The sequence below is a fragment of the Amycolatopsis sp. NBRC 101858 genome, assembly GCF_030269325.1.
Classification (GTDB): Bacteria; Actinomycetota; Actinomycetes; order Mycobacteriales; family Pseudonocardiaceae; genus Amycolatopsis; species Amycolatopsis ponsaeliensis.
Window position 1 is genome coordinate 492,699 of sequence record NZ_BSTD01000002.1, and the last position, 21,746, is coordinate 514,444.

21 protein-coding genes are annotated in these 21,746 nt (G+C 72.3%); 9 read left to right on the forward strand and 12 right to left on the reverse strand.

The genetic code is table 11. The features are described from left to right. The first annotated feature begins 3 nt into the window (after positions 1–3). Both QSK39_RS15530 and QSK39_RS15535 read left to right on the forward strand, forming a co-directional pair. Positions 4–342 carry an ArsR/SmtB family transcription factor gene (locus tag QSK39_RS15530; protein WP_285478444.1) on the forward strand — a complete coding sequence of 113 codons (339 nt, stop codon included), beginning with the start codon at positions 4–6 and terminating at the stop codon, positions 340–342. A 67-nt stretch (positions 343–409) separates the two neighbouring features. Beyond that, a complete protein-coding gene (locus QSK39_RS15535) occupies positions 410–1,303 on the forward strand; it encodes a TIGR03620 family F420-dependent LLM class oxidoreductase (RefSeq protein ID WP_502873277.1) in 894 nt (297 codons plus the stop codon). Here the strand turns inward: QSK39_RS15535 and QSK39_RS15540 are convergent. After that, complete coding sequence (locus tag QSK39_RS15540; protein WP_285478445.1) at positions 1,280–2,125, reverse strand: DUF3626 domain-containing protein; 846 nt, start codon at positions 2,123–2,125, stop codon at positions 1,280–1,282. The genes QSK39_RS15535 and QSK39_RS15540 overlap by 24 nt on opposite strands. A 141-nt stretch (positions 2,126–2,266) precedes the next feature. Beyond that, positions 2,267–4,069: a proteasome ATPase gene (arc, locus tag QSK39_RS15545; RefSeq protein ID WP_285478446.1), complete on the reverse strand. Its 1,803-nt coding sequence runs from the start codon at positions 4,067–4,069 to the stop codon at positions 2,267–2,269. Between the two features lie 364 nt (positions 4,070–4,433). Here arc and QSK39_RS15550 point away from each other — a divergent pair, with 364 nt between their 5' ends. After that, positions 4,434–5,345 (forward strand): flagellar basal body-associated FliL family protein, encoded by a 912-nt coding sequence (locus tag QSK39_RS15550; protein ID WP_285478447.1) that lies wholly within the window; start codon positions 4,434–4,436, stop codon positions 5,343–5,345. 13 nt (positions 5,346–5,358) lie between these two features. Next, complete coding sequence (locus tag QSK39_RS15555; RefSeq protein ID WP_285478448.1) at positions 5,359–5,808, forward strand: hypothetical protein; 450 nt, start codon at positions 5,359–5,361, stop codon at positions 5,806–5,808. Here QSK39_RS15555 and QSK39_RS15560 read toward each other — a convergent pair. The 3 genes from QSK39_RS15560 to QSK39_RS15570 form a co-directional block, all read right to left on the reverse strand. Then, positions 5,805–6,602, reverse strand: coding sequence for a pentapeptide repeat-containing protein (locus tag QSK39_RS15560; RefSeq protein ID WP_285478449.1), 798 nt, complete (start codon positions 6,600–6,602; stop codon positions 5,805–5,807). The genes QSK39_RS15555 and QSK39_RS15560 overlap by 4 nt on opposite strands. Positions 6,603–6,606: 4 nt before the next feature. Continuing rightward, positions 6,607–7,437 (reverse strand): tRNA (adenine-N1)-methyltransferase, encoded by an 831-nt coding sequence (locus QSK39_RS15565; RefSeq protein ID WP_285478450.1) that lies wholly within the window; start codon positions 7,435–7,437, stop codon positions 6,607–6,609. A gap of 62 nt (positions 7,438–7,499) precedes the next feature. After that, positions 7,500–8,651, reverse strand: coding sequence for a site-2 protease family protein (locus QSK39_RS15570; protein ID WP_285478451.1), 1,152 nt, complete (start codon positions 8,649–8,651; stop codon positions 7,500–7,502). A gap of 388 nt (positions 8,652–9,039) precedes the next feature. Between QSK39_RS15570 and QSK39_RS15575 the strand changes: the two genes are divergently transcribed. The 3 genes from QSK39_RS15575 to QSK39_RS15585 all read left to right on the forward strand — a co-directional run bounded on the left by QSK39_RS15575 (position 9,040) and on the right by QSK39_RS15585 (position 11,727). Continuing rightward, positions 9,040–9,936 carry a RecB family exonuclease gene (locus QSK39_RS15575; RefSeq protein WP_285478452.1) on the forward strand — a complete coding sequence of 299 codons (897 nt, stop codon included), beginning with the start codon at positions 9,040–9,042 and terminating at the stop codon, positions 9,934–9,936. After that, on the forward strand, positions 9,936–10,727 hold the full coding sequence (locus QSK39_RS15580; protein ID WP_285478453.1) for a thioesterase family protein: 792 nt from the start codon (positions 9,936–9,938) through the stop codon (positions 10,725–10,727). The genes QSK39_RS15575 and QSK39_RS15580 overlap by 1 nt, the downstream gene beginning before the upstream one ends. A gap of 64 nt (positions 10,728–10,791) precedes the next feature. Further along, a complete protein-coding gene (locus QSK39_RS15585) occupies positions 10,792–11,727 on the forward strand; it encodes a ParA family protein (protein WP_284744994.1) in 936 nt (311 codons plus the stop codon). A gap of 48 nt (positions 11,728–11,775) precedes the next feature. On the opposite strand, the gene hisG is transcribed toward QSK39_RS15585, so the two are convergent. From hisG to metH, 6 genes are all read right to left on the reverse strand, one after another. After that, positions 11,776–12,621, reverse strand: a complete 846-nt coding sequence (hisG, locus tag QSK39_RS15590; protein WP_285478454.1) for an ATP phosphoribosyltransferase — start codon at positions 12,619–12,621, stop codon at positions 11,776–11,778. Positions 12,622–12,661: 40 nt separating this feature from the next. Beyond that, positions 12,662–12,925, reverse strand: a complete 264-nt coding sequence (locus tag QSK39_RS15595) for a phosphoribosyl-ATP diphosphatase (protein ID WP_155544123.1) — start codon at positions 12,923–12,925, stop codon at positions 12,662–12,664. Between the two features lie 66 nt (positions 12,926–12,991). Beyond that, a complete protein-coding gene (locus QSK39_RS15600; RefSeq protein WP_285478455.1) occupies positions 12,992–13,498 on the reverse strand; it encodes a methylated-DNA--[protein]-cysteine S-methyltransferase in 507 nt (168 codons plus the stop codon). An 8-nt stretch (positions 13,499–13,506) separates the two neighbouring features. Continuing rightward, a complete protein-coding gene (locus tag QSK39_RS15605) occupies positions 13,507–14,964 on the reverse strand; it encodes an AlkA N-terminal domain-containing protein (protein WP_285478456.1) in 1,458 nt (485 codons plus the stop codon). Positions 14,965–15,022: 58 nt separating this feature from the next. Beyond that, the gene (locus tag QSK39_RS15610) at positions 15,023–15,685 is read right to left on the reverse strand and encodes an HAD family hydrolase (protein ID WP_285478457.1); all 663 of its coding nucleotides are present in this window, start codon (positions 15,683–15,685) and stop codon (positions 15,023–15,025) included. Between the two features lie 20 nt (positions 15,686–15,705). Next, complete coding sequence (metH, locus tag QSK39_RS15615) at positions 15,706–19,260, reverse strand: methionine synthase (RefSeq protein ID WP_285478458.1); 3,555 nt, start codon at positions 19,258–19,260, stop codon at positions 15,706–15,708. 38 nt (positions 19,261–19,298) lie between these two features. Between metH and QSK39_RS15620 the strand changes: the two genes are divergently transcribed. Then, on the forward strand, positions 19,299–20,204 hold the full coding sequence (locus tag QSK39_RS15620; RefSeq protein WP_285478459.1) for a PAC2 family protein: 906 nt from the start codon (positions 19,299–19,301) through the stop codon (positions 20,202–20,204). Between the two features lie 4 nt (positions 20,205–20,208). On the opposite strand, the gene QSK39_RS15625 is transcribed toward QSK39_RS15620, so the two are convergent. Continuing rightward, entirely contained in the window at positions 20,209–21,144 is a 936-nt protein-coding gene (locus QSK39_RS15625) for a phosphotriesterase family protein (RefSeq protein ID WP_285478460.1), read from the reverse strand. A gap of 38 nt (positions 21,145–21,182) precedes the next feature. Between QSK39_RS15625 and QSK39_RS15630 the strand changes: the two genes are divergently transcribed. Next, complete coding sequence (locus QSK39_RS15630; RefSeq protein WP_285478461.1) at positions 21,183–21,728, forward strand: CGNR zinc finger domain-containing protein; 546 nt, start codon at positions 21,183–21,185, stop codon at positions 21,726–21,728. The last annotated feature ends 18 nt before the right edge of the window (positions 21,729–21,746 follow it).

Below are 21,746 nucleotides of genomic sequence, written 5' to 3' on the forward strand. Positions count from 1 at the left end.
GCCATGACGACACGCGCCGAATCCCAGCCGGACGTCGAGCGGGTGCTCGACGTCTTCAAGGCGCTCGCGAACCCGGTGCGGCTGCAGGTGCTGCAGTGGCTGCGGGAGCCCGCCCGGCACTTCCCGGTCGACCGGGCCATCGCCGACCCGGTCGAGGTCGGGGTCTGCGTGAGCCACATCCAGGAGAAGACGGGGCTCGCGCAGTCGACCGTCTCGGCGTACATGGCCGAGTTGCAGCGCGCCGGCCTGGTGCGCGCGACCCGCGTCGGCAAGTGGACGCACTACAAGCGCGACGAAGCCCGGATCGCCGAGTTCGTCGCGGTGCTCGGCCACACCCTCTGACACTCCCCTCCCCCGCCCCGGCGGGCACCCGGTTGACTCATATCGTAAATCTGCGATACTTCGATTTATGGGTATGATCGAGAACATGCGGCTCGGCCGCTACGGGATCTGGACGTTCGACTTCGAAGACCAGCCGGCCGGCCTGATCCGCGACTCCGTGCAGGAGCTGGAAGAGCTCGGCTGGCCGGCGGTCTGGATCCCGGAAAGCGACGGCCGGGAGGCTCTGACGCACGCCGGGTTCCTGCTGGCGGCCACCGAACGCCTCACCGTCGTCAACGGGATCGCGCAGATCTGGTCGCGGGGCCCGCGCTGGACCCGCGGCGCGGCCCTGCTGCTGGCCGACGCCTACCCGGACCGCCACCTGCTCGGCCTCGGCTTCGGCGCCGGAAAGCCCGGCGCGAAGCCACTGCGGGCGATGAACGACTACCTCGACGACCTGGACGCCATCACGAGCGTCAACCCCGAGCCGCGGGCGCCCATCCGGCGCCTGCTCGCCGCGTACGGCCCGAAGATGCTGGAACTGGCCCGGGACCGGTCGGCGGGCGCGCACACCTACCACGTGACGCCGGAGCACACCGCCCAGGCGCGGGAGCTCCTGGGCGCCGGTCCGTTCCTCGGCGTCGAGCACGCCGTGCTCTTCGAAACCGACGCGGCCGAGGCCCGGGAAATCGCCCGCGGCCACCTGCACATGTACCTCACCTCGCAGTACAACGTCGCCAAGTTCCGCCGGCTCGGCTACACCGAAGCGGACATCGACGGCGGCCGCGGCAGCGACCGGCTCGTCGACGACCTGGTGTTCTGGGGCGACCTCGACACGATCACCGGGAGGCTGCAAGCCCACCTGGACGCCGGCGCCGACCACGTCGGCATCCAGGTCATCGGGGTCGAACCGGGCACTTCCGCCATGCCGCATTGGCGCCGGCTGGCCGAGGCGCTGCTACCCGCCGGCGTCGCCGCGTAGCCCGAAGCGCGCGGTGCAGTGCCAGACGCGCTTGAGCACCTGGGGGCCGTGCCGGCCGGCGCGGACGGCGTCGCCGATGACGCGCGCGTCGAGCAGGCCGTCCTGCGCGATCTCCTTGCCGGCCCGCACGACGTCCTCGCCGCGGTAGCCGGCGTGCTCGGCCAGGACCTCGACCGGCAGCCGGAAGCCGTGGTGCCAGTACGTGGGAAACGGCAGCTCGGCGGCGGCCGCCTCGACGTCGGTGCCCCGGAACGCCGGGTCCAGCACGAGGGCCTCGACGTCGGCGGCGAGCCGGAGCGGGCCGTGGACGTGGGCTTCGATGTGGTCGTCCAGTTCGTCCTGGACGTCCGCCTCGGCGAGCGGCAGCAGCGGCAGGTGCCCGGCCGTGCCGAAGTCGTCCGGCTCGGCGAAGCTGTCCGGGTAGCAGAACGTCGTGCGGGCCAGTACTTCCCGCTTCAGCCGCAGGTGGGACGAGCCGAACCGGACGGACCCGCCCGCGGGCCGGCGGCGGTAGTTCAGCGAGCCGTACTTGGGCCGGGCCGACGGCGGCAGGTCGTCGTAGGCGCCACCGAAGATGCGGTGCTCCCAGCGCCACCGGTCGCCGCCGGCGTGCGCGGTCAGGCCGCCGTTGCTCGTGCCCGTCTCGAACTGCGAGCGGTAGACGCCGTCCGTGACGAGGTGGCGCAGCAAGGGCACCTCCCCCACCAGGCGGTCCGGGTGGAAGTGCACGGTGACGTCGAGGTCGCCGGGCAGCGGCGGCCCTTCAACGCGGCTCGCGACGTACGCGACTGCTCGCCGCCACGGTTCGTTCCCCCACGCCATGGGCGGCATCCTAGCCCGAGCGGTATAGGTCGTTATACACAATTATCGGGACCGGCTCGGCGGTGATGTACCTCACACCGAGGGCCGGACACGCCGATGGGGCGGTCGCCGAAGCGGCCGCCCCATCGGGGGTTCGACCCGTTACAGGTACTGACCGGTGTTCGTGGCGGTGTCGATCGCCCGCCCCGAGTCCTGGTTCTTGCCGGTGACGAGCGTGCGGATGTAGACGATCCGCTCGCCCTTCTTGCCGGAGATCCGGGCCCAGTCGTCCGGGTTGGTGGTGTTGGGCAGGTCCTCGTTCTCCGCGAACTCGTCGACGATCGCGTCCAGCAGGTGCTGCACGCGAAGGCCGGGCTGGTTGGTCTCCAGCACGGACTTGATCGCCGACTTCTTCGCCCGGTCCACGATGTTCTGGATCATCGCGCCCGAGTTGAAGTCGCGGAAGTACAGGACTTCCTTGTCCCCGTTGGCGTAGGTCACCTCGAGGAACCGGTTCTCGTCGCTCTCCTCGTACATCCGCTCGACCGTGTGCTGGATCATCGCGTCGAACGTCGCCTTGGAGTCCCCGCCGAACTCGGCGAGGTCGTCGGCGTGGATCGGCAGGCCTTCGGCCAGGTACTTGGAGAAGATGTCCTTCGCGCCTTCGGCGTCCGGACGCTCGATCTTGATCTTGACGTCGAGCCGGCCCGGCCGCAGGATCGCCGGGTCGATCATGTCCTCGCGGTTGGAGGCGCCGATGACGATGACGTTCTCCAGGCCTTCGACACCGTCGATCTCCGACAGCAGCTGGGGCACGATCGTGGTTTCCACGTCGGACGACACGCCCGACCCACGGGTCCGGAAGATCGAGTCCATCTCGTCGAAGAACACGATCACCGGGGTGCCCTCGGAGGCCTTCTCCCGCGCCCGCTGGAAGATCAGGCGGATGTGCCGCTCGGTCTCCCCGACGAACTTGTTGAGCAGCTCGGGACCCTTGATGTTCAGGAAGTAGGACTTCCCGTCCTCGTTGTCGCCCCGGGCCGCGGCCACCTTCTTGGCCAGCGAGTTCGCGACCGCCTTCGCGATGAGCGTCTTGCCGCAGCCCGGCGGGCCGTAGAGCAGGACACCCTTGGGCGGGCGCAGCTGGTACTCCTGGTAGAGGTCCGCGTGCAGGAACGGCAGTTCCACCGCGTCCCGGATCTGCTCGATCTGCCGGGTGAGGCCACCGATGTCCTCGTAGCGGACGTCGGGCACCTCCTCCAGCACCAGGTCCTCGACTTCCGCCTTCGGCACGCGCTCGTACGCGTAGCCGGCCTTGGAGTCGACCAGGAGCGAGTCGCCCGGCTTGAGCGGCTGCTCGGCCAGCAGGTCGGAGAGCAGGACCACCCGCTCTTCGTCCGCGTGCCCGACCACCAGCGCGCGAAGGCTGCCGCCCTCGACGTCGGCGGCGAGCACCTCACGCAGGGCGCAGACCTCGCCGGTGCGTTCGAAGCCGCCGGCCTCGACCACGGTGAGCGCCTCGTTGAGCCGCAGCGCCTGGCCGCGGCGCAACGACGAGAGCTCGACCGCGGGCGATACCGACACCCGCATCTTCCGGCCGGCCGTGAAGACGTCCACCGTGTTGTCCTCGTACGCCTCGACGAAGACGCCGTACCCGGACGGTGGCTGGGCCAGCCGGTCGACTTCCTCACGCAGCGCGAGGAGCTGTCCTCGCGCCTCACGCAGGGTTTCGACCAGTTTGGTGTTGCGCTCGGTGAGCTGACTCACCCTTTCCGAGGCCTCGGCGAGCCGCTGTTCGAGAACTCGGTTCTGCCGTGGCGAGTCGGTCAGCTTGCGGCGCAGCAGCGCCACTTCCTCCTCGAGAAAACGGATCTGCCGAGCCTGCTCGTCCGCTGTCGTCCCAGCTCCGGATGTTGCTGAAGGGTCGGCCTCCTCGCGCCGACCTCCGGGAAGGTCATGATGCATCGGGCACCTCCTCGGAGTGCTTTTCATTCCACGGTACCGGCGATCACCGACAAGAAAAGGCCTTTCCGGATCACAAGATCGGCGCGTCGCGGTTTCCTCGCCTGGTCCAGCACGGACATTCCCGCAGCGCAAGCGGCCATTTCGGTGCCGTGACCCCGGCGCGTCGCGGGTCCATCCGGGCAGGGACGAACCAAGCACGTCGGGAGTACCCGGTCCCGCGGGGCCCCAACCGTGCCCGAGCCGGGCAATTCCGGCCAGTTCCGCCCTAACCGCGCGGCGGGCCCGCCCGATGGCTAGCATCGGGCCGACGTCGGCCGCCTCGAAGGCCGCGTCACCGTCGAAGGAACGCTAGGGGGAACCACCCATGACCTACCCGCCGCAGCAACCGGGCGGCTACGGGCAGCAGCCCGGCGGCTACGGGCAGCAGCCCCCGCCGTACGGCCGGCAGCCCGGCGGCTACCCCCAGAGCGGACCGCAGCCCCAGCCGGGCTACGGCGGCACTCAGCAGTTCGGCCAGCCCGACCCCTACGGGCAGCCTCAGCAGGGCGGTTACCCGCCCCAGACGGGCTCTCAGCCCCAGCAGGGCTACCCGCAGTACGGACAGGACCAGTACGGGCAGGACCAGTACGGGCAGGACCAGTACGGGCAGGACCAGTACGGGCAGCAGGACCAGTGGGGCCAGCAGCAGCAGAACTACGGCGGCTACGACCCGTACGGCGGCGGCAGCTTCGGTGAGGCTCCCCCGCCCAAGAAGAAGAAAACCGGGCTCATCGTCGGCATCGCGGCCGCCGCGGTGGTCCTCGTCGGCGGCGGCGTGACCTGGGTCGTCCTGGCCAACGGGGACGACGGCAACACCGCCGCACCGCCCGCGAGCAGCAGCTCCGCGGCGCCGACGTCCGCGCCGAAGACGTCCAGCTCGAAGCCGAAGGCGACCTCGCCCACCCGGCCGTCGACGACCGGCAGCAAGCCGGCCAGTGGCCCCGCCCCCTCGGGCAAGGACAGCTCGCAGGACCTGTTCGACACGACGATCGCCGCGTACAACGCGAGCGACGAGAAGGCGCTGGCCGACACCATCTGCCGCAGCGTCTTCGAGGGCACCACGGGCGACATCCCGAAGGTCACGGTGAAGCTGACCGGCACGCCGCAGGACACCGGCGACAAGTCCACCGTGCGCTACTCGGCCACGGACGGCAGCAAGACCAAGGTCGGCACGATGTCGGCCAAGAAGGAATCCGGCCTGTGGTGCCTGTCCAACGTGCAGGCGGACGGCTCGTGAGCCCGCGCCGGCGGTGAACCGCGCGCTCGCCGCCGGGCTCGTGCTGCTCGGCGTGGCCGGTGCGGGCGTGGTGCTGGGACTGCTGCTGATCGCGCCGTCCGGCTCCCCGCCCGCACCGTCGAGCTCACCGCCGCCGACGACCCGGACCGCGGCGTCGCCGGCGCCGAGCGCGGTCGACACGGCGGCGGTCAACGTGCTGTCCCGCGCGATCATCGACGCCATCACGGCCCACGACTCGGCGGCGTTCGGCAAGCTGACGTGCCGCCCGCAGAGCGCGGAGGCGCTCGCGGGGCTGCAGCGGACGTGGGACGCGGCCGGCCCGGTGACGGCGACCCTGAAGGAGCCACCGGAGGTGCGCGGCGAGTCGGCGACGGCGAAGGTGCACGTCGAGGCCGCGGGCGGCACGAAGGACACGCCCTTCCCGCTGCACAAGGAGAACGGCCGCTGGTGCGTGCCGGGCTAGGCCGGCGGCCCGAACCCGGCGGGCCAGCGCGTGGTCGGGTCCGCTTCGATTCCGTCGAGCACCGCACCGTCGAGTTCCGCACCGGTGAGGTCGGCCCCGCGCAGGTCCGCCCCACGTAGGTCCGTGCCCCGCAGGATCGCACCGGTGAGCGTCGCGCCGGCGAGCTTCGCGCCCGTGAGCGTGGCTTCTTCGAGGTTGGCCCCGGCCAGGCAGACCCGCGGGATGGCCAGCCCCGCCAGGTCGGCGCCCCGCAGGTCCACCCGCTCCAGCTCCGACCCGGCCCCCGGCTCGATCACGGCACCCCGGCCCACCACGGCCAGCGCGGCGGCGACGTCGTTCGCCGGCCCGCCCTCGCGCCGCGGGGTCCCGGGAGCCCACGGCGCGCGCAGGCAGACGAACGACGTCAGCAGCGCGTGGACGTGCCCGCGGTAGCGGGGATCCAGCTCGGCCAGCCGCTCGAGCGCGTAGACGGCGCCGTGCCTGGTCGCCTCGTTCTCCCCGGCAAGCTGCTCGATCGCCTTGGTGAACAGGTCGATCGACCGGCCCTCCCGGTTCAGCTCGAGCTGCCGGGCGGTCAGCCGCGCCCCGAGCGCGACACCGCCGAGCGCCAGCAAGCCACCCAACGCCTGCAGGAGCGTCGACCGGATGTCGTTGACCGCCTTGAGCCGTTCCGCCGCGCTCAGCGCCGGCGGGCCGCCGGCCAGCCACGCGGGGGCGAACACCACGCACAAGGCGACCAGCCCGGCGAACCCGGCCGCGGCGACCGCGAGCCCGAGCCGCCGGCGGGCGGGCACGGCGTCAGCCCTTGCCCTTGCTGGGCCGGCGCGACACGCGCGGGGACACGGTTCCGTCGGCGAGCCGCCGGGCGGTGAGCAGGAACGCCGTGTGCGCGACCATCCGGTGGTCCGGGCGCACCGCGAGCCCCACGACGTGCCACGGCCGCATCAGCGTTTCCCACGATTCGGGCTCGGTCCAGCACTGCTGCTCGCGCAGGGACTCCGTGACGCGCGAAAGCTGCGTCACCGTCGCGACGTAGACCGTCAGCACGCCACCCGGCACCAGGTGCGCGGCGACGTTCGGCAGCTGGTCCCACGGGGCCAGCATGTCCAGCACGACCCGGTCGACCTCGCCTTCGTGCGACGCGAGGTCGGCCACCGTGAGCGACCAGTTCGCCGGCTTCTCGCCGAAGAACTTCACGACGTTGTGCTCGGCGTGCACGGCGTGGTCGTCGCGGATCTCGTAGGAGTGCACGCTCCCTTCCGGGCCCACCGCGCGCAGCAGCGAGCACGTCAGCGCACCGGAGCCGGCGCCCGCCTCGAGCACGCGGGCGCCCGGGAAGATGTCGCCCCACATCACGATCTGCGCGGCGTCCTTCGGGTAGATCACCTGCGCGCCGCGCGGCATCGAGAGGACGTAGTCCGGCAGCAGCGGGCGCAGCGCGAGGTACGTCGAGCCGCCCGCCGAGGTCACCACCGAGCCCTCGGGACGGCCGATGAGGTCGTCGTGGGCGAGCCCGCCGCGGTGGGTGTGGTACTCACCGCCGTCGGCCAGCGTCAGGGTGTAGTGGCGCCCCTTCGAGTCGGTCAACTGCACCCGATCACCCGCGCGAAACGGTCCGCTGACCGACAACACTTCCTCCTGTACCCCGAATGGCCGACGACAGATCTTCGCAGGCCGTCCGGGCCGGTACCTCAGCGGGTACGGCGGTTCAGCGCGGCGCGCAGGTCGTCCCGGCGCAGCACGCCCGCCGGGCGGCCCTCGTCGTCGACCACCAGGAACTGCCAGGCCGGGGTTTCGCGGACACGTTCGACGACGTCTTCCCCCGGCTCCGAGGCCAGCAGCACCGTCTCGGCCCGGATCGGCTCGGCCGCGAGCTCGGCCGGCGCGTGCGGCGACGTGCCCGCGAGCCGTTCCGCCGCGCCCGTGTCGAGCAGCCCGGCGGCGACGCCGTCGGCCCGGACCAGCACTACGCCGCGGCCCGCCGACGCGGCCAGCGCGTCCGACACCGGGCTCTCGGCGGGCAGCTGCAGCACCGGCCGGACCAGGTCGTCCAGCCGCAGCCCTTCCGGCCAGGTGCGGCGGGCTTCCGCGGCCAGCTCCGAGCGCGCGCCGAGGATCACGAACCACGCCGTGACGACGCAGACGCCGAGGCGCAGCCAGCGGTCCGGGCTGCCGGTCGCCAGGCCCCACAGCGCCCACACGAGCAGTCCCACGGCCACGAGCGCGCCGCCGGCGACCGCGGCACGCGTGCCCTTCGCGCGGATCCCCGTCGCCGCCCAGACGCCCGCGCGGACCAGCCGCCCGCCGTCGAGGGGCAGGCCGGGCAGCAGGTTGAACACGCCGACGGCGAGGTTCGCCACCGCGCACTCGGCGACCAGCATCCAGACCGCGCCATCCGGCGGGACGGCGAACATCAGCAGGCCGCAGAACCCGCCCAGCAGCAACGAGACCGCCGGGCCGGCCGCGGCGACCAGGCCCTCGTGGACGGGCCGCTTCGGCGTGCGGGCCACTTCGGACAGCCCGCCGAGCAGGAAGAGGCGCAGCCGCCGCACCGGGATCCCCAGCCGCAGCGCGGCCAGGCAGTGCCCGAGCTCGTGGGCCAGCACCGACAGGCCCAGCAGCAGCGCGAAGGCGCCGGCCAGCAGCCACGACGTCAGCGTCGAGGCGTCCGGGAGCAGGCGGCCGACCAGCGGCGCGTAGAGCACCACGACGACCAGCGAGCCGATCCACCACGACGGCGCGAGCAGCACGGGCACGCCGGCGACCCGGAACAGCAGGAGGCCGCCGTCCGGGAGGACGGCCTGCCGGGTGCCCCCGGTGCCCTGCTCACTGGTCGCGGCCATGCCGGAGAGCCTAGAGCCCCGGGTGTGGGGACCGGGTGATCCGGGTCCGGCGGGTGTCGCCGGCGCGGGCACATGTACCTGGAAGGACGACACACGCACCCAGCCGGACGACTCACGTACCCGAAGGGTCGGCTCGCGTACCCGAAGGGTCGGCTCACGTACCTGGAGGGTCGGCTCACGTACCTGGACGGTCGGCTCACGCCCGGGCCGAACCGACTCCCCGGGTACGCGAACCGACTGCCTGGGTACGTGAGCCGACCCTCGGGGTACGCGAGCCGACCCTCGGGGTACGCGAGGTGGGCTCGGGAGGTGGAGTTGTCCGGACCTGTCCGGGGTGGCGGGCGTTGCGGTCGCCGGAACTGTCGTACCCCGGCGTTACGCTCTGCCCATGCCCGACGCCGACACCGTCACCACGGATCCCCCAGACTCCGCCGTCGCCACCGTACGGCGGCGGCCCGCGTTGTCGCCGTCGAGGGCCAGCGACTTCAAGCAGTGCCCGCTGCTCTACCGGTTCCGCGCGGTCGACCGGCTGCCGGAGGTCCCGACCAAGGCCCAGCTGCGCGGCACGCTCGTCCACTCGGTGCTGGAGCGGCTGTTCGCGCTGCCGGCCGCCGAGCGCGTGCCCGCACAGGCGCGGGAGCTGCTCGGCCCGGCGTGGACGGACCTGTCCGCGGATCGTCCGGAGTGGACCGAGCTGTTCGACGGCGAGAAGCCCGACGAGCACGCGGACTGGTTGCGGTCGGCGGAAAAGCTGCTGGACTCGTACTTCGAGCTGGAGGACCCGCGGCGGCTCGAGCCGGAGGCGTGCGAGCTGCACGTCGAGATCGAGCTCGGCTCCGGTGTCCTGCTGCGCGGCTACATCGACCGGGTGGACGTCGCGCCGACCGGCGAGATCCGGGTCGTCGACTACAAGACCGGCGCCGCGCCGCGCGAGATCGGCGAAGCCAAGGCGATGTTCCAGATGAAGTTCTACGCCGTGGTGCTGTGGCGGCTGCGCGGGATCGTGCCGCGCCAGCTGAAGCTGATGTACCTCACCGACGGCCAGTCGCTCGCCTACACCCCCGACGAAGCCGAGCTGCTCCGCTTCGAGCGCACCCTCGAAGCCATCTGGCAGGCCATCCTCAAGGCGGGCAAGACCGGCGACTTCCGGGCCAACAAGAGCAAGCTGTGCAACTGGTGCGACCACCAGGCGCACTGCCCCGAGTACGGCGGCACGCCCCCCGCCTACCCCGGCTGGCCGGAGCCCGCCGCGGGCGACGAGACGCCGCTGGACCGGGCCGACTGATGGCCGACGCCTTCTACGTCCCGCTCGGCGACGGCCGGTTCTCCGCGACCGCCCACACCGCCGGGCCCTGGTCGTCCGAATCGCAGCACTTCGGCCCGCCGTCGGCGTTGCTGGTCCGGGCCCTCGAAAACGTCGAACCCGCGCACCCGGCGGAGCTCGCCCGGGTGACCGTGGAGATCCTCGGCCCGGCACCGGTCGCCGAGCTCGCCGTCCGGGCCCGGATCGAGCGGCCCGGCCGGTCGGTCGAACTGCTGCAGGCCGAGCTGGCGAGCGCCGATCGCGTCGTGGCGCGGGCTTCGGCGTGGCGCATCGCGACGGCCGACACGGCCGAGATCGCCACCGACGCCGGGCCGCTGATGCCCGCACCGGACACCGTCACGGAGTCGCCGTGGCCCGAAGGCTGGCAGGCCGGCTACCTCGACGCCGTGGAGTGGCGCGCGGTCCGCGGCGGCATGGACGTCCCGGGCCCGGCGGCCGTCTGGGCCCGGCAGCGCGTCCCACTGGTCGACGGCGAGGAGCCGAGCGGGCTGCAGCGCCTGTTCGCCGTCGCCGACTCCGGCAACGGCGTGTCGAACTACCTCGACCCCCGCAAGTGGTGGTTCATCAACTCCGAGCTGACCGTGCACCTGCGGCGGCCGCCGGCGGGCGAGTGGATCGGCCTGGACGCGGTCACGCTCGTCGGCAAGCACGGCGTCGGCACGGCGACGAGCATCCTGCACGACGGCGGCGGCCCGGTGGCCACCGGCGCGCAGGCGCTCATGGTGCGCCCGCGACAGGCCGGGGGCGGATAGCCACCCACAACGGGCCCGGATCCAATAGCCTTCGCGGAACGACCGACATGAGGAGCGCTCCGGCATGCAGATCACCTCGGTGGTCAACCAGAAAGGCGGGGTCGGGAAGACCTCACTGAGCGTCGGCACCGCGGCCGCGCTGGCCGAGCGGGGCCGGCGCGTGCTGCTGGTCGACCTCGACCCCCAGGGCCACGCGACGACCGAGATGCTCGGCCTGGAAGAGATCCGCGGGGACGCGCCGACCCTGGCGAAGGCGCTGGCCAAGACGTGGAAGGGGCCGATCGAAGAGCTCGTCGTCCCGCACCCGCGCAGCAACCTCGGCAAGGGCGGCGCGCTCGACGTCATCCCGACGTCACCGGGGATGTTCGACCTGATCCGGCGGCTCGACTCGTTCCGCGTGCCCGGCTGGCAGCTGGCCCGGGTCATCCAGTTCGCCAACTACGACCACTGCGTCATCGACTGCCCGCCGGCGCTGGACGTGCTGACCAACAACGCGCTCGCGGCGTCGCACGGGATCCTGGTCCCGGTGCAGCCGGACAAGACGAGCATCCGCGCGCTGCGGCTGCTGGCCGACCAGGTGCGCTACGTCGAGCAGACCGTCGGACGGCAGCCGCTTTCGTGGTTCGGGCTGGTGCCGAGCCTCTACCGGCGGCCGATCTCGCACTACGCGGCCGCGGCGCTGCAGGAGATGTACGAGTTCGGCATCCCGATGCTGTCGCACCTGCCGCTGGGCGTGGTGATGAACGAGGCGGCCGCGCACGGCGTGCCGGTGACGACCTACGCCCCGGAAACCCTGCAGGCGCTGTCGTTCCGCGAGATCGCCGGAACGCTCGACACCTATCTGGAGCAGAACTCGGCGCCCGCGGTGATCCCGGCCGACGAGGAGTTCGTCTTCGAGGACTTCATCTCCGAGGTGTCGGTGGCCCGCAACACCAACGACAACGGCGTCCGCAAGGGTCTCTACGACCTGCTGCCGAAGAAGCCGCACCGCCCCCGCTGACCTGGGTTCGCGGGCGGGAAACGCCTTCCCGCCCGCGAACGGGGTGGTTCAGAGCCGGCAGGAGCGGATGTCCGACGCCAGGATCGCCTTCGCGCCCACCTCGGCGAGCTCGTCCATGACCCGGTTGACGTCCTTGCGCGACACCATCGCCCGCACCGCCACCCAGTCGTCGTCGGCCAGCGGAGCCACCGTCGGCGACTCCAGGCCCGGCGTGATGGCGATGGCTCGGTCGACGAGCGTGCGCGGGCAGTCGTAGTCCAGCATCAGGTACTGCTGCGCGAACACCACGCCGCGCAGGCGCGCCGCGAGCTGGTTCTTCGCCTTGCTCTGCTCGGTGCCCTTGCGCTGCAGCAGCACCGCTTCCGACACGCAGATCGGGTCGCCGAACGCGACCAGGTTGTTCTGCCGCAGCGACCGGCCGGACTCGACGACGTCCGCGATCGCGTCCGCCACACCCAGCTGGATCGAGATCTCGACCGCGCCGTCGAGGCGGATCACCTCGGCCTCGACGCCGTGGCGCGCGAGGTCGTCGCGCACCAGCCGCGGGTACGACGTCGCGAGCCGCTTGCCCTGCAGGTCGGCCGGCTTCCAGTCCTGGCCCGCGGGGGCGGCGTAGCGGAACGTCGAGCCGCCGAAGCCGAGCGCCTGGATCTCCTCGACCGGCGCGCCGGAGTCGAGCGCGAGGTCACGGCCGGTGATGCCGAGGTCGAGGTCACCGGAGCCGACGTAGATCGCGATGTCCTTGGGGCGCAGGAAGAAGAACTCGACCTCGTTCACGGTGTCGAGCACCGTCAGGTCGCGCTGCTCATGCCGCTTCCGGTAGCCCGCCTCGCCGAGCATCTCCGTCGCCGCGGCGGCGAGGGCTCCCTTGTTCGGCACGGCAACACGCAGCATTTCGCTTCTCTCCTCGTTCAGCGAGCGGTGGGACCACCCGTCACAGGTAGCGGTAGACGTCCTCGGTCGACAGCCCGCGGCCGAGCATCAGCACCTGCAGCCGGTACAGCAGCTGGGAGATCTCCTCCGCGAGGCGCTCGTCGGACTCGTGCTCGGCGGCGATCCACACCTCGCCGGCTTCCTCGAGCACCTTCTTGCCCTGGGCGTGCACTCCGGCGTCCAGGGCGACGACGGTGCCGGACCCGTCGGGACGGGTACGCGCGCGCTCGGCAAGCTCCGCGAACAGCTCATCGAAGGTCTTCACGGTCTGCAGATCCTTCCATCCCGGCCCGGTCCCCGCTGCCCCGGGCCGGTCCGGATGCCGCCGATCTCACACCGAAGTGGACGACACCTCCCGAGGAATGGGACGAGCTTCGAAGTCGAGGAGGTACCGCTTCCGCTCCAGGCCGCCGCCGTACCCGGTCAGCGAGCCCGTCGAACCGACGAGCCGGTGGCACGGGACGATGATCGAGATCGGGTTCTTGCCGTTGGCCAGGCCAACCGCTCGCGCGGCCGACGGCTTGCCGAGCAGCTGCGCCAGCTCGCCGTAGGACGCGGTCTCGCCGTACGGGATGTCGAGCAGGGCGGTCCAGACGGACTGCTGGAACGGCGTGCCGCGGAAGGCCAGCGGCAGATCGAACTCGCGCCGCTGCCCGGTGAAGTACTCGTTCAGCTGGGCCTCGGTGCGTTCGAAGACTTCGCCGTCGCCGCGGGAGCCGAACGTCGGCTCGGCGGGCCGGTGGCGCTGCTCGTGCATGTACAGCCCGCAGAGCACGTCGCCCTCGGCGACCAGGGTCAGGGGGCCGCAGGGGCTGTCCACGACCGTGTGGGAACGCATGGGATCTCCTAAGCGGCGGGCATCCGGTTGATCGCGTGGTCACCGGTGGCCCACAGGTGCTGGGTGGCGTACGCGCGCCAGGGACGCCACGCCTCGGAGCGGGCGACGACGGCCGCCGGGCCGCCGAGGCCGAGGGTCTCCGCCGCGTACTTGATGCCGAGGTCGGTGGGGAGGAACGCGTCCGGGTCGCCGAGAGCGCGCATGGCGATGCTCTCGACCGTCCACGGCCCGAACCCGGGCAACGCGGTCAGCGCCGCCCGCGTCGCCGCCCAGTCACTGCCCGCGCCGAGGTCGAGCCCGTCCGTCAGCGCCGCGACCAGCGTGAGCAGCGTGCGACGGCGGCTGCGTGGCATGGCCAGCGTCTCGGGGTCGAGCGAAGCCAGGGCCTCCGGCGACGGGAACAGGTGGGTCAGCCCGCCCTCGGGGTCGTCGACCGGCTCGCCGTGCGCCACGACGAGCCGGGCCGCGTGGGTGCGCGCCGCCGCCGTCGAGACCTGCTGCCCCAGCACGGCCCGCACGGCGAACTCGGGGCCGTCGACCGTGCGCGGGACCCGGCGGCCCGGCGCCGCTTCGACCAGCGGCGCGAGCAGTGGGTCGGTGGCGAGCTGGTCGTCGACGGCGACCGGGTCGGCGTCGAGGTCGAGCAGCCGGCGGCAGCGGCTGGTGGCGGCGGGCAGGTCCCGCAGGTCGGTCAGGCTGAGCCGGCAGGCGATGTGACCGTCCTCGGGCCGCAGCGCGACGACGCCGTGGCCGTGCGGCAGCCGCAGGGTCCGGCGGTAGGCGCCGTCGCGCCACTCCTCGACGCCCGGCACGCCGGTCGCGACGAGGTGGCCGAACAGGTTGTCCGGGCAGAGCGGCTTCCGGTAGGGCAGCCGCAGCAGGATCGCCCCGGCCGAAGGCGTGCCCTTCGCGCGCTTGCGCAGTTCCGTCGGGGTGAGCGCGAAGACCTCGCGGACGGTGTCGTTGAACGACCGGATGCTGCCGAAGCCGGCCGCGAGGGCCAGCTCGGTCATCGGCAGGGTGGTCGTCTCGATGAGCGTGCGGGCGGTCTGCGCCCGCTGGGCCCGCGCGAGCGCCAGCGGGCCGGCGCCGAGCTCGGCGAACACCTGGCGCTCGACCTGCCGGACGCTGTAGCCGAGCCGCGCGGCGAGGCCGCTGACCCCTTCGGTGTCGACGACGCCGTCGGCGATCAGCCGCATCGCCCGCGCGACGAGGTCGGCGCGCTCGTTCCACAGCGGCGAACCGGGGCTCGCGTCGGGGCGGCAGCGCTTGCAGGCGCGGAACCCGGCCTGCTGCGCCGCCGCGGCGCTCGGGTGGAAGCTCATGTTCTGCCGCTTGGGCGGCACCACCGGGCAGCTCGGCCGGCAGTAGATCCGGGTGGTCAGGACCGCGCAGTAGAACCACCCGTCGAACCGGGCGTCCTTCGCCTGCACGGCCCGCACGCACCGTTCGAAGTCCTCGTACACGCCCCCAGCATCGCCGACCCCGCGGGCCGCGGCTAGCGGAAATGCGACATCGCCGTGCTCAGCCGAGCAGGGCGGCCAACGCCGGCACGTCGATGCCGACGAGGGAGTCGCGGAACACGCGCCGCTCCCCCGGCTCGACCGGGACGTCGTTGGGGATCACCAGCACCGTGCAGCCCGCCGCGACCGCCGATTCCGTGCCCGGCGGCGAGTCCTCCACCGCGACGCACCGCGCCGGGTCGACGCCGAGCAGCTCCGCGCCCTTGAGGTACGGCCGCGGGTGCGGCTTGTTGAAGCCGTCCACCTCGTCGCCGCACACCGTGACGTCGAAGAACTCGCGGCCGATGGTGTTCAGGGCGAGTTCGGTGAGGTCCCGCTCGGTGGAGGTGACCAGGGCCGAGCGCAAGCCCGCTTCGCGCACGGCGGTCAGTGCCTCGCGGGCGCCCGGGCGCCACGGCAGCGCGTCGTCGAACAGCCCGGCCGTGCGCCGGCGGATCTGGTCGCCGGTCGCGGCGATCGCCTCGGCCGTCGCCGCGCGGCCCACGACCTCCAGCAGGTACGCCGACGTGTCGTCCATGTTGGACCCGACGAGCGTCATCCGCTGTTCCTCGGACAGGGTGCCGCCGAGGGCTTCCGCCGTCTCGTAAAGCGCGACGTCCCACAGCTTCTCGGAATCGACCAGCGTGCCGTCCATGTCCCACAACACGGCGTCGAGACCGTCCACAGTGGATTCCCCCTCCAGGGTCAGGTGTTGAAGTACTTCGCTTCCGGGTGGTGGCAGACGATCGCGTCGGTCGACTGCTCGGGGTGCAGCTGGTACTCCTCGGACAGCTTCACGCCGATGCGGCCCGGCTCGAGGAGCGCGACGATCTTCGCCCGGTCCTCGAGATCGGGACAGGCGCCGTAGCCCAGTGAGAACCTCGCTCCACGGTAGCCGAGCTTGAAGAAGTCCTCGACGTCGTCCGGGTCCTCTGAGGCGACCGCCACACCGCCGGGGAAGGTCAGTTCCTGGCGGATGCGGCAGTGCCAGTACTCGGCCAGCGCCTCGGTGAGCTGGACGCCGAGGCCGTGCACCTCGAGGTAGTCGCGGTAGGCGTCGGCGGCGAAGAGCTCGTTCGCGTAGTCGGCGATCGGCTGGCCCATCGTGACGACGGTGAAGGGCACGACGTCGACCTCGCCCGCCTCCCGCGGCCGGTAGAAGTCGGCCAGGCAGAGCCGCCGGTCGCGGCGCTGCCGCGGGAACGTGAAGCGCAGCCGCTCGGGCGCGGCCGACTCGGGCTCGGTGAGCACGACCAGGTCGTCGCCCTCGGCGACGCACGGGAAGTAGCCGTAGACGACGGCCGCGTGGGCCAGGACGCCGTCGGCGGTCAGCCGGTCGAGCCAGTACCGCAGCCGCGGCCGGCCCTCGGACTCGACGAGTTCGCCGTACGTCGGGCCGGCGCCGCCGCGGGCACCCTTGAGGCCCCACTGCCCCATGAAGGTCGCGCGCTCGTCGAGCATCGCGGCGTAGCCGGCGAGCGGGACTCCCTTGACCACGCGCGAACCCCAGAACGGCGGGACCGGCAGCGGGACGTCGGTGGCGACGTCCGAGCGCGCGGACGGCAGCCCTTCGAGGGCTTCTTCGTCCGCCTTGCGGGCTTTGCGCGCCTCGGCGATCCGCAGCGAGCGTTCGCGGCGTTCCTTGCGCTCCCGGCGCTTCTCGTCCGCGTCGGCGTCCGCCGGCGGCGATTCGCCGCGCTTGGCGGCCATGATCGCGTCCATCAGCCGCAGGCCCTCGAACGCGTCGCGCGCGTAGCGGACGTCGCCGGTGTAGAGCTCGCTCAGGTCGTTCTCGACGTAGGACCGCGTGAGCGCGGCGCCGCCGAGCAGCACCGGCCAGCGCGCGGAGACGCCCCGGGAGTTCATCTCCTGGAGGTTCTCCTTCATGATCACCGTGGACTTGACCAGCAGCCCGGACATCCCGATCGCGTCGGCGCCGTTCTCCGCAGCCGCGTCGAGGATGGTCGTGATCGGCTGCTTGATGCCGAGGTTGACCACCTCGTAGCCGTTGTTGGACAGGATGATGTCGACGAGGTTCTTGCCGATGTCGTGCACGTCGCCGCGGACGGTGGCCAGCACGATCCGGCCCTTGCCGGCGTCGTCCTCCTTCTCCATGTGCGGCTCGAGGTGGGCGACGGCGGCCTTCATCACCTCGGCGGACTGCAGCACGAACGGCAGCTGCATCTGCCCGGAGCCGAACAGCTCGCCGACGGTCTTCATGCCGGACAGCAGGGTGTCGTTGATGATCTGCAGGGCGGGGCGTTGCTCCAGGGCCGCGTCGAGGTCGTCGGTGAGGCCGTTTCGCTCGCCGTCGACGATCCGGCGTTCCAGGCGTTCGAACAGCGGGAGCGCGGCCAGCTCCTCCGCGCGGGACGCCTTCGTGGAGGCCGCGCTGACCCCCTCGAACAGGGCCATCAGCTCCTGCAGCGGGTCGTACCCTTCGCGGCGGCGGTCGTACACGAGGTCGAGGGCCACCGCGCGCCGGTCGTCCGGGATCCGGGCCATCGGCAGGATCTTCGACGCGTGCACGATCGCGGTGTCGAGCCCGGCCTGGACGCACTCGTGCAGGAACACCGAGTTCAGCACCTGCCGCGCGGCCGGGTTGAGACCGAAGGAGATGTTGGACAGGCCGAGCGTGGTCTGGACCTCGGGGTGGCGCCGTTTGATCTCGCGGATGGCCTCGATCGTCTCGACGCCGTCGCGGCGCGACTCCTCCTGGCCGGTGGCGATGGTGAAGGTCAGGGCGTCGATGATGATGTCGGACGTCCGCAGCCCCCATTTCCCGGTGATGTCGGCGATGAGCCGGGACGCGATGTCGGCCTTCTTCCGCGCGGTCCGCGCCTGGCCTTCTTCGTCGATGGTGAGCGCGACGACGGCCGCGCCGTACTCGCTTACCAGCTCCATGACCTGGGTGAACCGCGATTCCGGCCCGTCGCCGTCCTCGTAGTTGACGGAGTTGACCGCGCACCGGCCGCCCAGGCGCTGCAGCCCGGCGCGCAGCACCGGGACCTCGGTGGAGTCGAGCATGATCGGCAGGGTCGACGCGGTGGCGAGGCGGCCGGCGAGCTCGGCCATGTCGGCGGTGCCGTCGCGGCCGACGTAGTCGACGCACAGATCCAGGAGGTGGGCGCCGTCGCGGGTCTGCTCGCGGGCGATCTCGACGCAGTCGTCCCAGCGGCCCTCGAGCATCGCGGTGCGGAACGCCTTCGAGCCGTTGGCGTTGGTCCGCTCGCCGATCATGAGCACGCTGGCGTCCTGTTTGAACGGGACCGCCTGGTACAGCGACGACACGCCGGGCTCGGGCCGCGGGCGCCGCGGGACCGGGGCGGTGTCCGCGACGGCGGCGGCGAGCTGCCGGATGTGCTCGTCGGTGGTGCCGCAGCAGCCGCCGACCAGGCCGACGCCGAACTCGCGCACGAACCCGGTGAGCGCCTCGACCAGCGCTTCCGGGCCGAGCGGGTAGACGGCACCGGCCGGGCCCAGCTCCGGCAGGCCGGCGTTCGGCATCACCGACAGCGGCACCCGGGCGTGCTTGGCCAGCTGCCGCAGGTGCTCGCTCATCTCGGCGGGCCCGGTGGCGCAGTTGAGCCCGATCACGTCGATGCCCAGCGGTTCCAAGGCGGCCAGTGCGGCGCCGACCTCGGTGCCGAGCAGCATGGTCCCGGTCGTTTCGACGGTGATCGAAGCGAGGATCGGCACAGACCGGCCCTCGGCCGCCATCGCCCGCTTCGCGCCGAGGATCGACGCCTTGGTCTGGAGGATGTCCTGGGTGGTCTCGACGATCACGGCGTCGACGCCGCCGGCCAGCAGGCCGCGGACTTCCTCCTGGTAGGCGTCCCGCAGGGTGGTGAACGGCGCGTGGCCGAGCGTCGGCAGCTTCGTGCCGGGGCCGGCCGAACCGAGCACGAACCGCGGGCGGTCCGGCGTCGCGAACTCGTCGGCGGTCTCCCGGGCCAGCCGCGCGCCGGCTTCGGCGAGCTCGAAGATCCGCCCGGTGATGTCGTACTCGGCGAAGTTCGCGAAATTGGCCCCGAAAGTGTTGGTTTCGACGGCGTCCGCGCCCGCCTCGAGGTAGCCGCGGTGGACCGAGCGGACGACGTCCGGCCGGGTGACGTTGAGGATCTCGTTGCAGCCTTCGAGGCCGTCGAAGTCGGCCAGGCTCAGGTCGTGGGCCTGCAGCGCGGTGCCCATCGCCCCGTCGGCCACCAGCACGCGCGAGCGAAGCGCTTCGAGGAACGGCGACGACACCCGGTCGGACATGCTGAACAGGGTAAGGCCGGTGGTCGTAGGCTGGGTTGGTGAGTGAGCCCGTCGACGAGACCCCGCGGCCGCCCGGCGACCGCACCGAACCCTCCCGGCCGCTGATGGTGGTCGCCTTCGAAGGCTGGAACGACGCAGGTGACGCGGCCAGCCGGGCGGTCGAGCACCTGCAGCTGAACTGGGACGCCACGCCCCTGGCCGAACTGGAGCCCGACGACTACTACGACTTCCAGGTCAGCCGCCCGACCGTCCGGATGGTGGACGGCGTCACTCGACGGGTGGACTGGCCGACGACAACGCTGTCGGTGTGCCGCCCGGACGGGTTCGACCGCGACGTGGTGCTGGTGCAGGGCCCCGAGCCGAACATGCGCTGGCGCGCCTTCTGCGCCGAGCTGCTGGAGCACATCAAGCAGCTCGACATCGCGACCGTGGTGACGCTCGGCGCGCTGCTCGCCGACACCGCGCACACGCGGCCGGTCCCGGTCACCGGGACGGCGTACGACAAGGACACCGCGTCGCTCTACGGGCTCGAGATGAACAACTACCAGGGCCCGACCGGCATCGTCGGGATCCTGCAGGACTACTGCGTGCAGGCGGGCATCCCGGCCGTGTCGATCTGGGCCGCGGTGCCGCACTACGTGTCGCACCCGCCGTCCCCGAAGGCGACGCTGGCGCTGCTGCACAAGCTGGAGGACATCCTCGACGTCGAGATCCCGCTGGGCGCGCTGCCCGAGCAGTCCGAGGAGTGGCAGCGCACGGTCAGCGAGATGGCCGACGAGGACGAAGAGATCAGCGAGTACGTCCGCAGCCTCGAAGAGCGTGGTGACGCGCAGACCGAGGTCGCGGAGCAGGACGTCAGCGGCGACAAGATCGCCGCGGAGTTCGAGCGCTACCTGCGCCGCCGCGGCCGAGGCGGCGGACAGGAAGGCTTCGGCCTGCGCTGAGGCGTTACTTCGGCCGGCTGGTGGCGAACGCCCGTGCGGGGTTCGCCACCAGCATGGCCGTCACGACGTCGCCGCCGAGCAGCTTCGTCAGCCGCGGCGCCAGGGTCGTGAGCAGGTAGGACGCGCCGGGCTGGTGGCGGGCGGCCGCGGTCGTCGTGTCGCCGCCCAGCAGGATCCGGCCGCCGTGGCCCGCGTCGACGAGTGCTTCGAGCCCGTCGAAGAGCCGCCAGTCGGTGGCGTGGTTGGCCCGGGACGGGCCGTCGAAGCCGAGGAACACGCCGGTTTCGGCGACCGCCCGCTGGATCCGCGGGTCCGGGTTGCGGTTCAGGTGCCCGAGAATCACCCGGTCGGGCGGGACATCGAGCTTTGCGCAGAGCAGCTCGGCCACTTCGAGGGCCGCGGTGCCGAGTTCGAGGTGCACCGCGATCGGCGCGCCGGTCTCCTGGTGCGCGACCGCGGCGGCGGTCAGCGTCAGCCGGGCGTGCGGATCGACGGTGTGGAACGCGCCGGCCACCTTGACCAGCCCGGCGCGCGGGCCGGTCCGCGGCTCGTCCGGGTCGTCGGTGGGCTGGGTGCCTTCGGTCAGGTCGGCGACGAAGACGCGGACCAGGTCGTCGACCACCCGGCTCACCGCGGCCGGCGCGTAGTGCTCGGCCCGGTGCAGGCCGGTCGCCGCGACGAGGTGCACGCCCAGCTCTTCGGAGAGCCGGACGAGGTCCCGCGTGCGGCGGCCCAGCCCGAACGGCGTCCACTGCACGAGCGCGGAGCCGCCCGCCATCTTGAAGTGGGCGAGCGCCTCCTTCGCGGCCATCACGTCGTCGAGCTCCTGGCCGGGCAGCAGCTCGGAGGCGAAGAACAGGTGGTCGTGCGCGTCGGTCACGCCGAGCTCGGCCGGGTCGATGTCGCCCAGCACGGTGCGGACCTTGGGTTCCCCAGTCACGAACGCGAGTGTAACGGTTGAGCCGTTACGATGGCGAGGTGTCCGATGACTTCCGCCTCGACATGGGGGCGCCCTGGCTGAACCTGCTCGCCACCCGCGGCCGCCACTTCGGCCCGCGGCCGGTCGAGCGGATCCCGACGGTGGAGCGGCTGCGCGACTGGCTCGCGCTCGCGGAGCTGACCCCGCTCGCCCCGGTCACCGGCCCGGACCTCGACGCGGCCCACCGGCTCCGCGAAACGCTGCGGCCGCTGGCCCTGGGCGCGGTCGACGGCGTCGCGCCAGAGCCGGACCAGGTGCGTGCGCTCACGGCTTTCCTCGCGCCGGAGCCGGTGCACCTGGCCGCATTCGACCGGCTGCACCGCAGCGCCCCGCCAACAGCGTCGGACGCGTGGGCGCGGCTGGCCCACCAGGCGGCCGACTGGCTCACCGGCCCCTTGCGCGGTGACCTGCGCGCGTGCCCGGAGCAGGACTGCCGGGGCGTGTTCGCCGACCCGGGCGGGCGCCGCCGCTGGTGTCCCTCCCCCGCCTGCGCCAGCCGCGGCCGGGTCCGCGCACTCAGGGAACGACGACGCGCGGAATCATGACGACCGGCGAGGAATCCC

What these genes read in the sequence shown, in the direction of transcription:
- QSK39_RS15530 (WP_285478444.1), top strand. Translation starts at nt 4, where the DNA reads ATGACGACACGCGCCGAATCCCAGCCGGACGTCGAGCGGGTGCTCGAC.
- QSK39_RS15535 (WP_502873277.1), top strand. Translation starts at nt 410, where the DNA reads ATGGGTATGATCGAGAACATGCGGCTCGGCCGCTACGGGATCTGGACG.
- QSK39_RS15540 (WP_285478445.1), bottom strand. Translation starts at nt 2,125, where the DNA reads ATGGCGTGGGGGAACGAACCGTGGCGGCGAGCAGTCGCGTACGTCGCG.
- arc (WP_285478446.1), bottom strand. Translation starts at nt 4,069, where the DNA reads ATGCATCATGACCTTCCCGGAGGTCGGCGCGAGGAGGCCGACCCTTCA.
- QSK39_RS15550 (WP_285478447.1), top strand. Translation starts at nt 4,434, where the DNA reads ATGACCTACCCGCCGCAGCAACCGGGCGGCTACGGGCAGCAGCCCGGC.
- QSK39_RS15570 (WP_285478451.1), bottom strand. Translation starts at nt 8,651, where the DNA reads ATGGCCGCGACCAGTGAGCAGGGCACCGGGGGCACCCGGCAGGCCGTC.
- QSK39_RS15575 (WP_285478452.1), top strand. Translation starts at nt 9,040, where the DNA reads ATGCCCGACGCCGACACCGTCACCACGGATCCCCCAGACTCCGCCGTC.
- QSK39_RS15580 (WP_285478453.1), top strand. Translation starts at nt 9,936, where the DNA reads ATGGCCGACGCCTTCTACGTCCCGCTCGGCGACGGCCGGTTCTCCGCG.
- QSK39_RS15585 (WP_284744994.1), top strand. Translation starts at nt 10,792, where the DNA reads ATGCAGATCACCTCGGTGGTCAACCAGAAAGGCGGGGTCGGGAAGACC.
- hisG (WP_285478454.1), bottom strand. Translation starts at nt 12,621, where the DNA reads ATGCTGCGTGTTGCCGTGCCGAACAAGGGAGCCCTCGCCGCCGCGGCG.
- QSK39_RS15600 (WP_285478455.1), bottom strand. Translation starts at nt 13,498, where the DNA reads ATGCGTTCCCACACGGTCGTGGACAGCCCCTGCGGCCCCCTGACCCTG.
- metH (WP_285478458.1), bottom strand. Translation starts at nt 19,260, where the DNA reads ATGTCCGACCGGGTGTCGTCGCCGTTCCTCGAAGCGCTTCGCTCGCGC.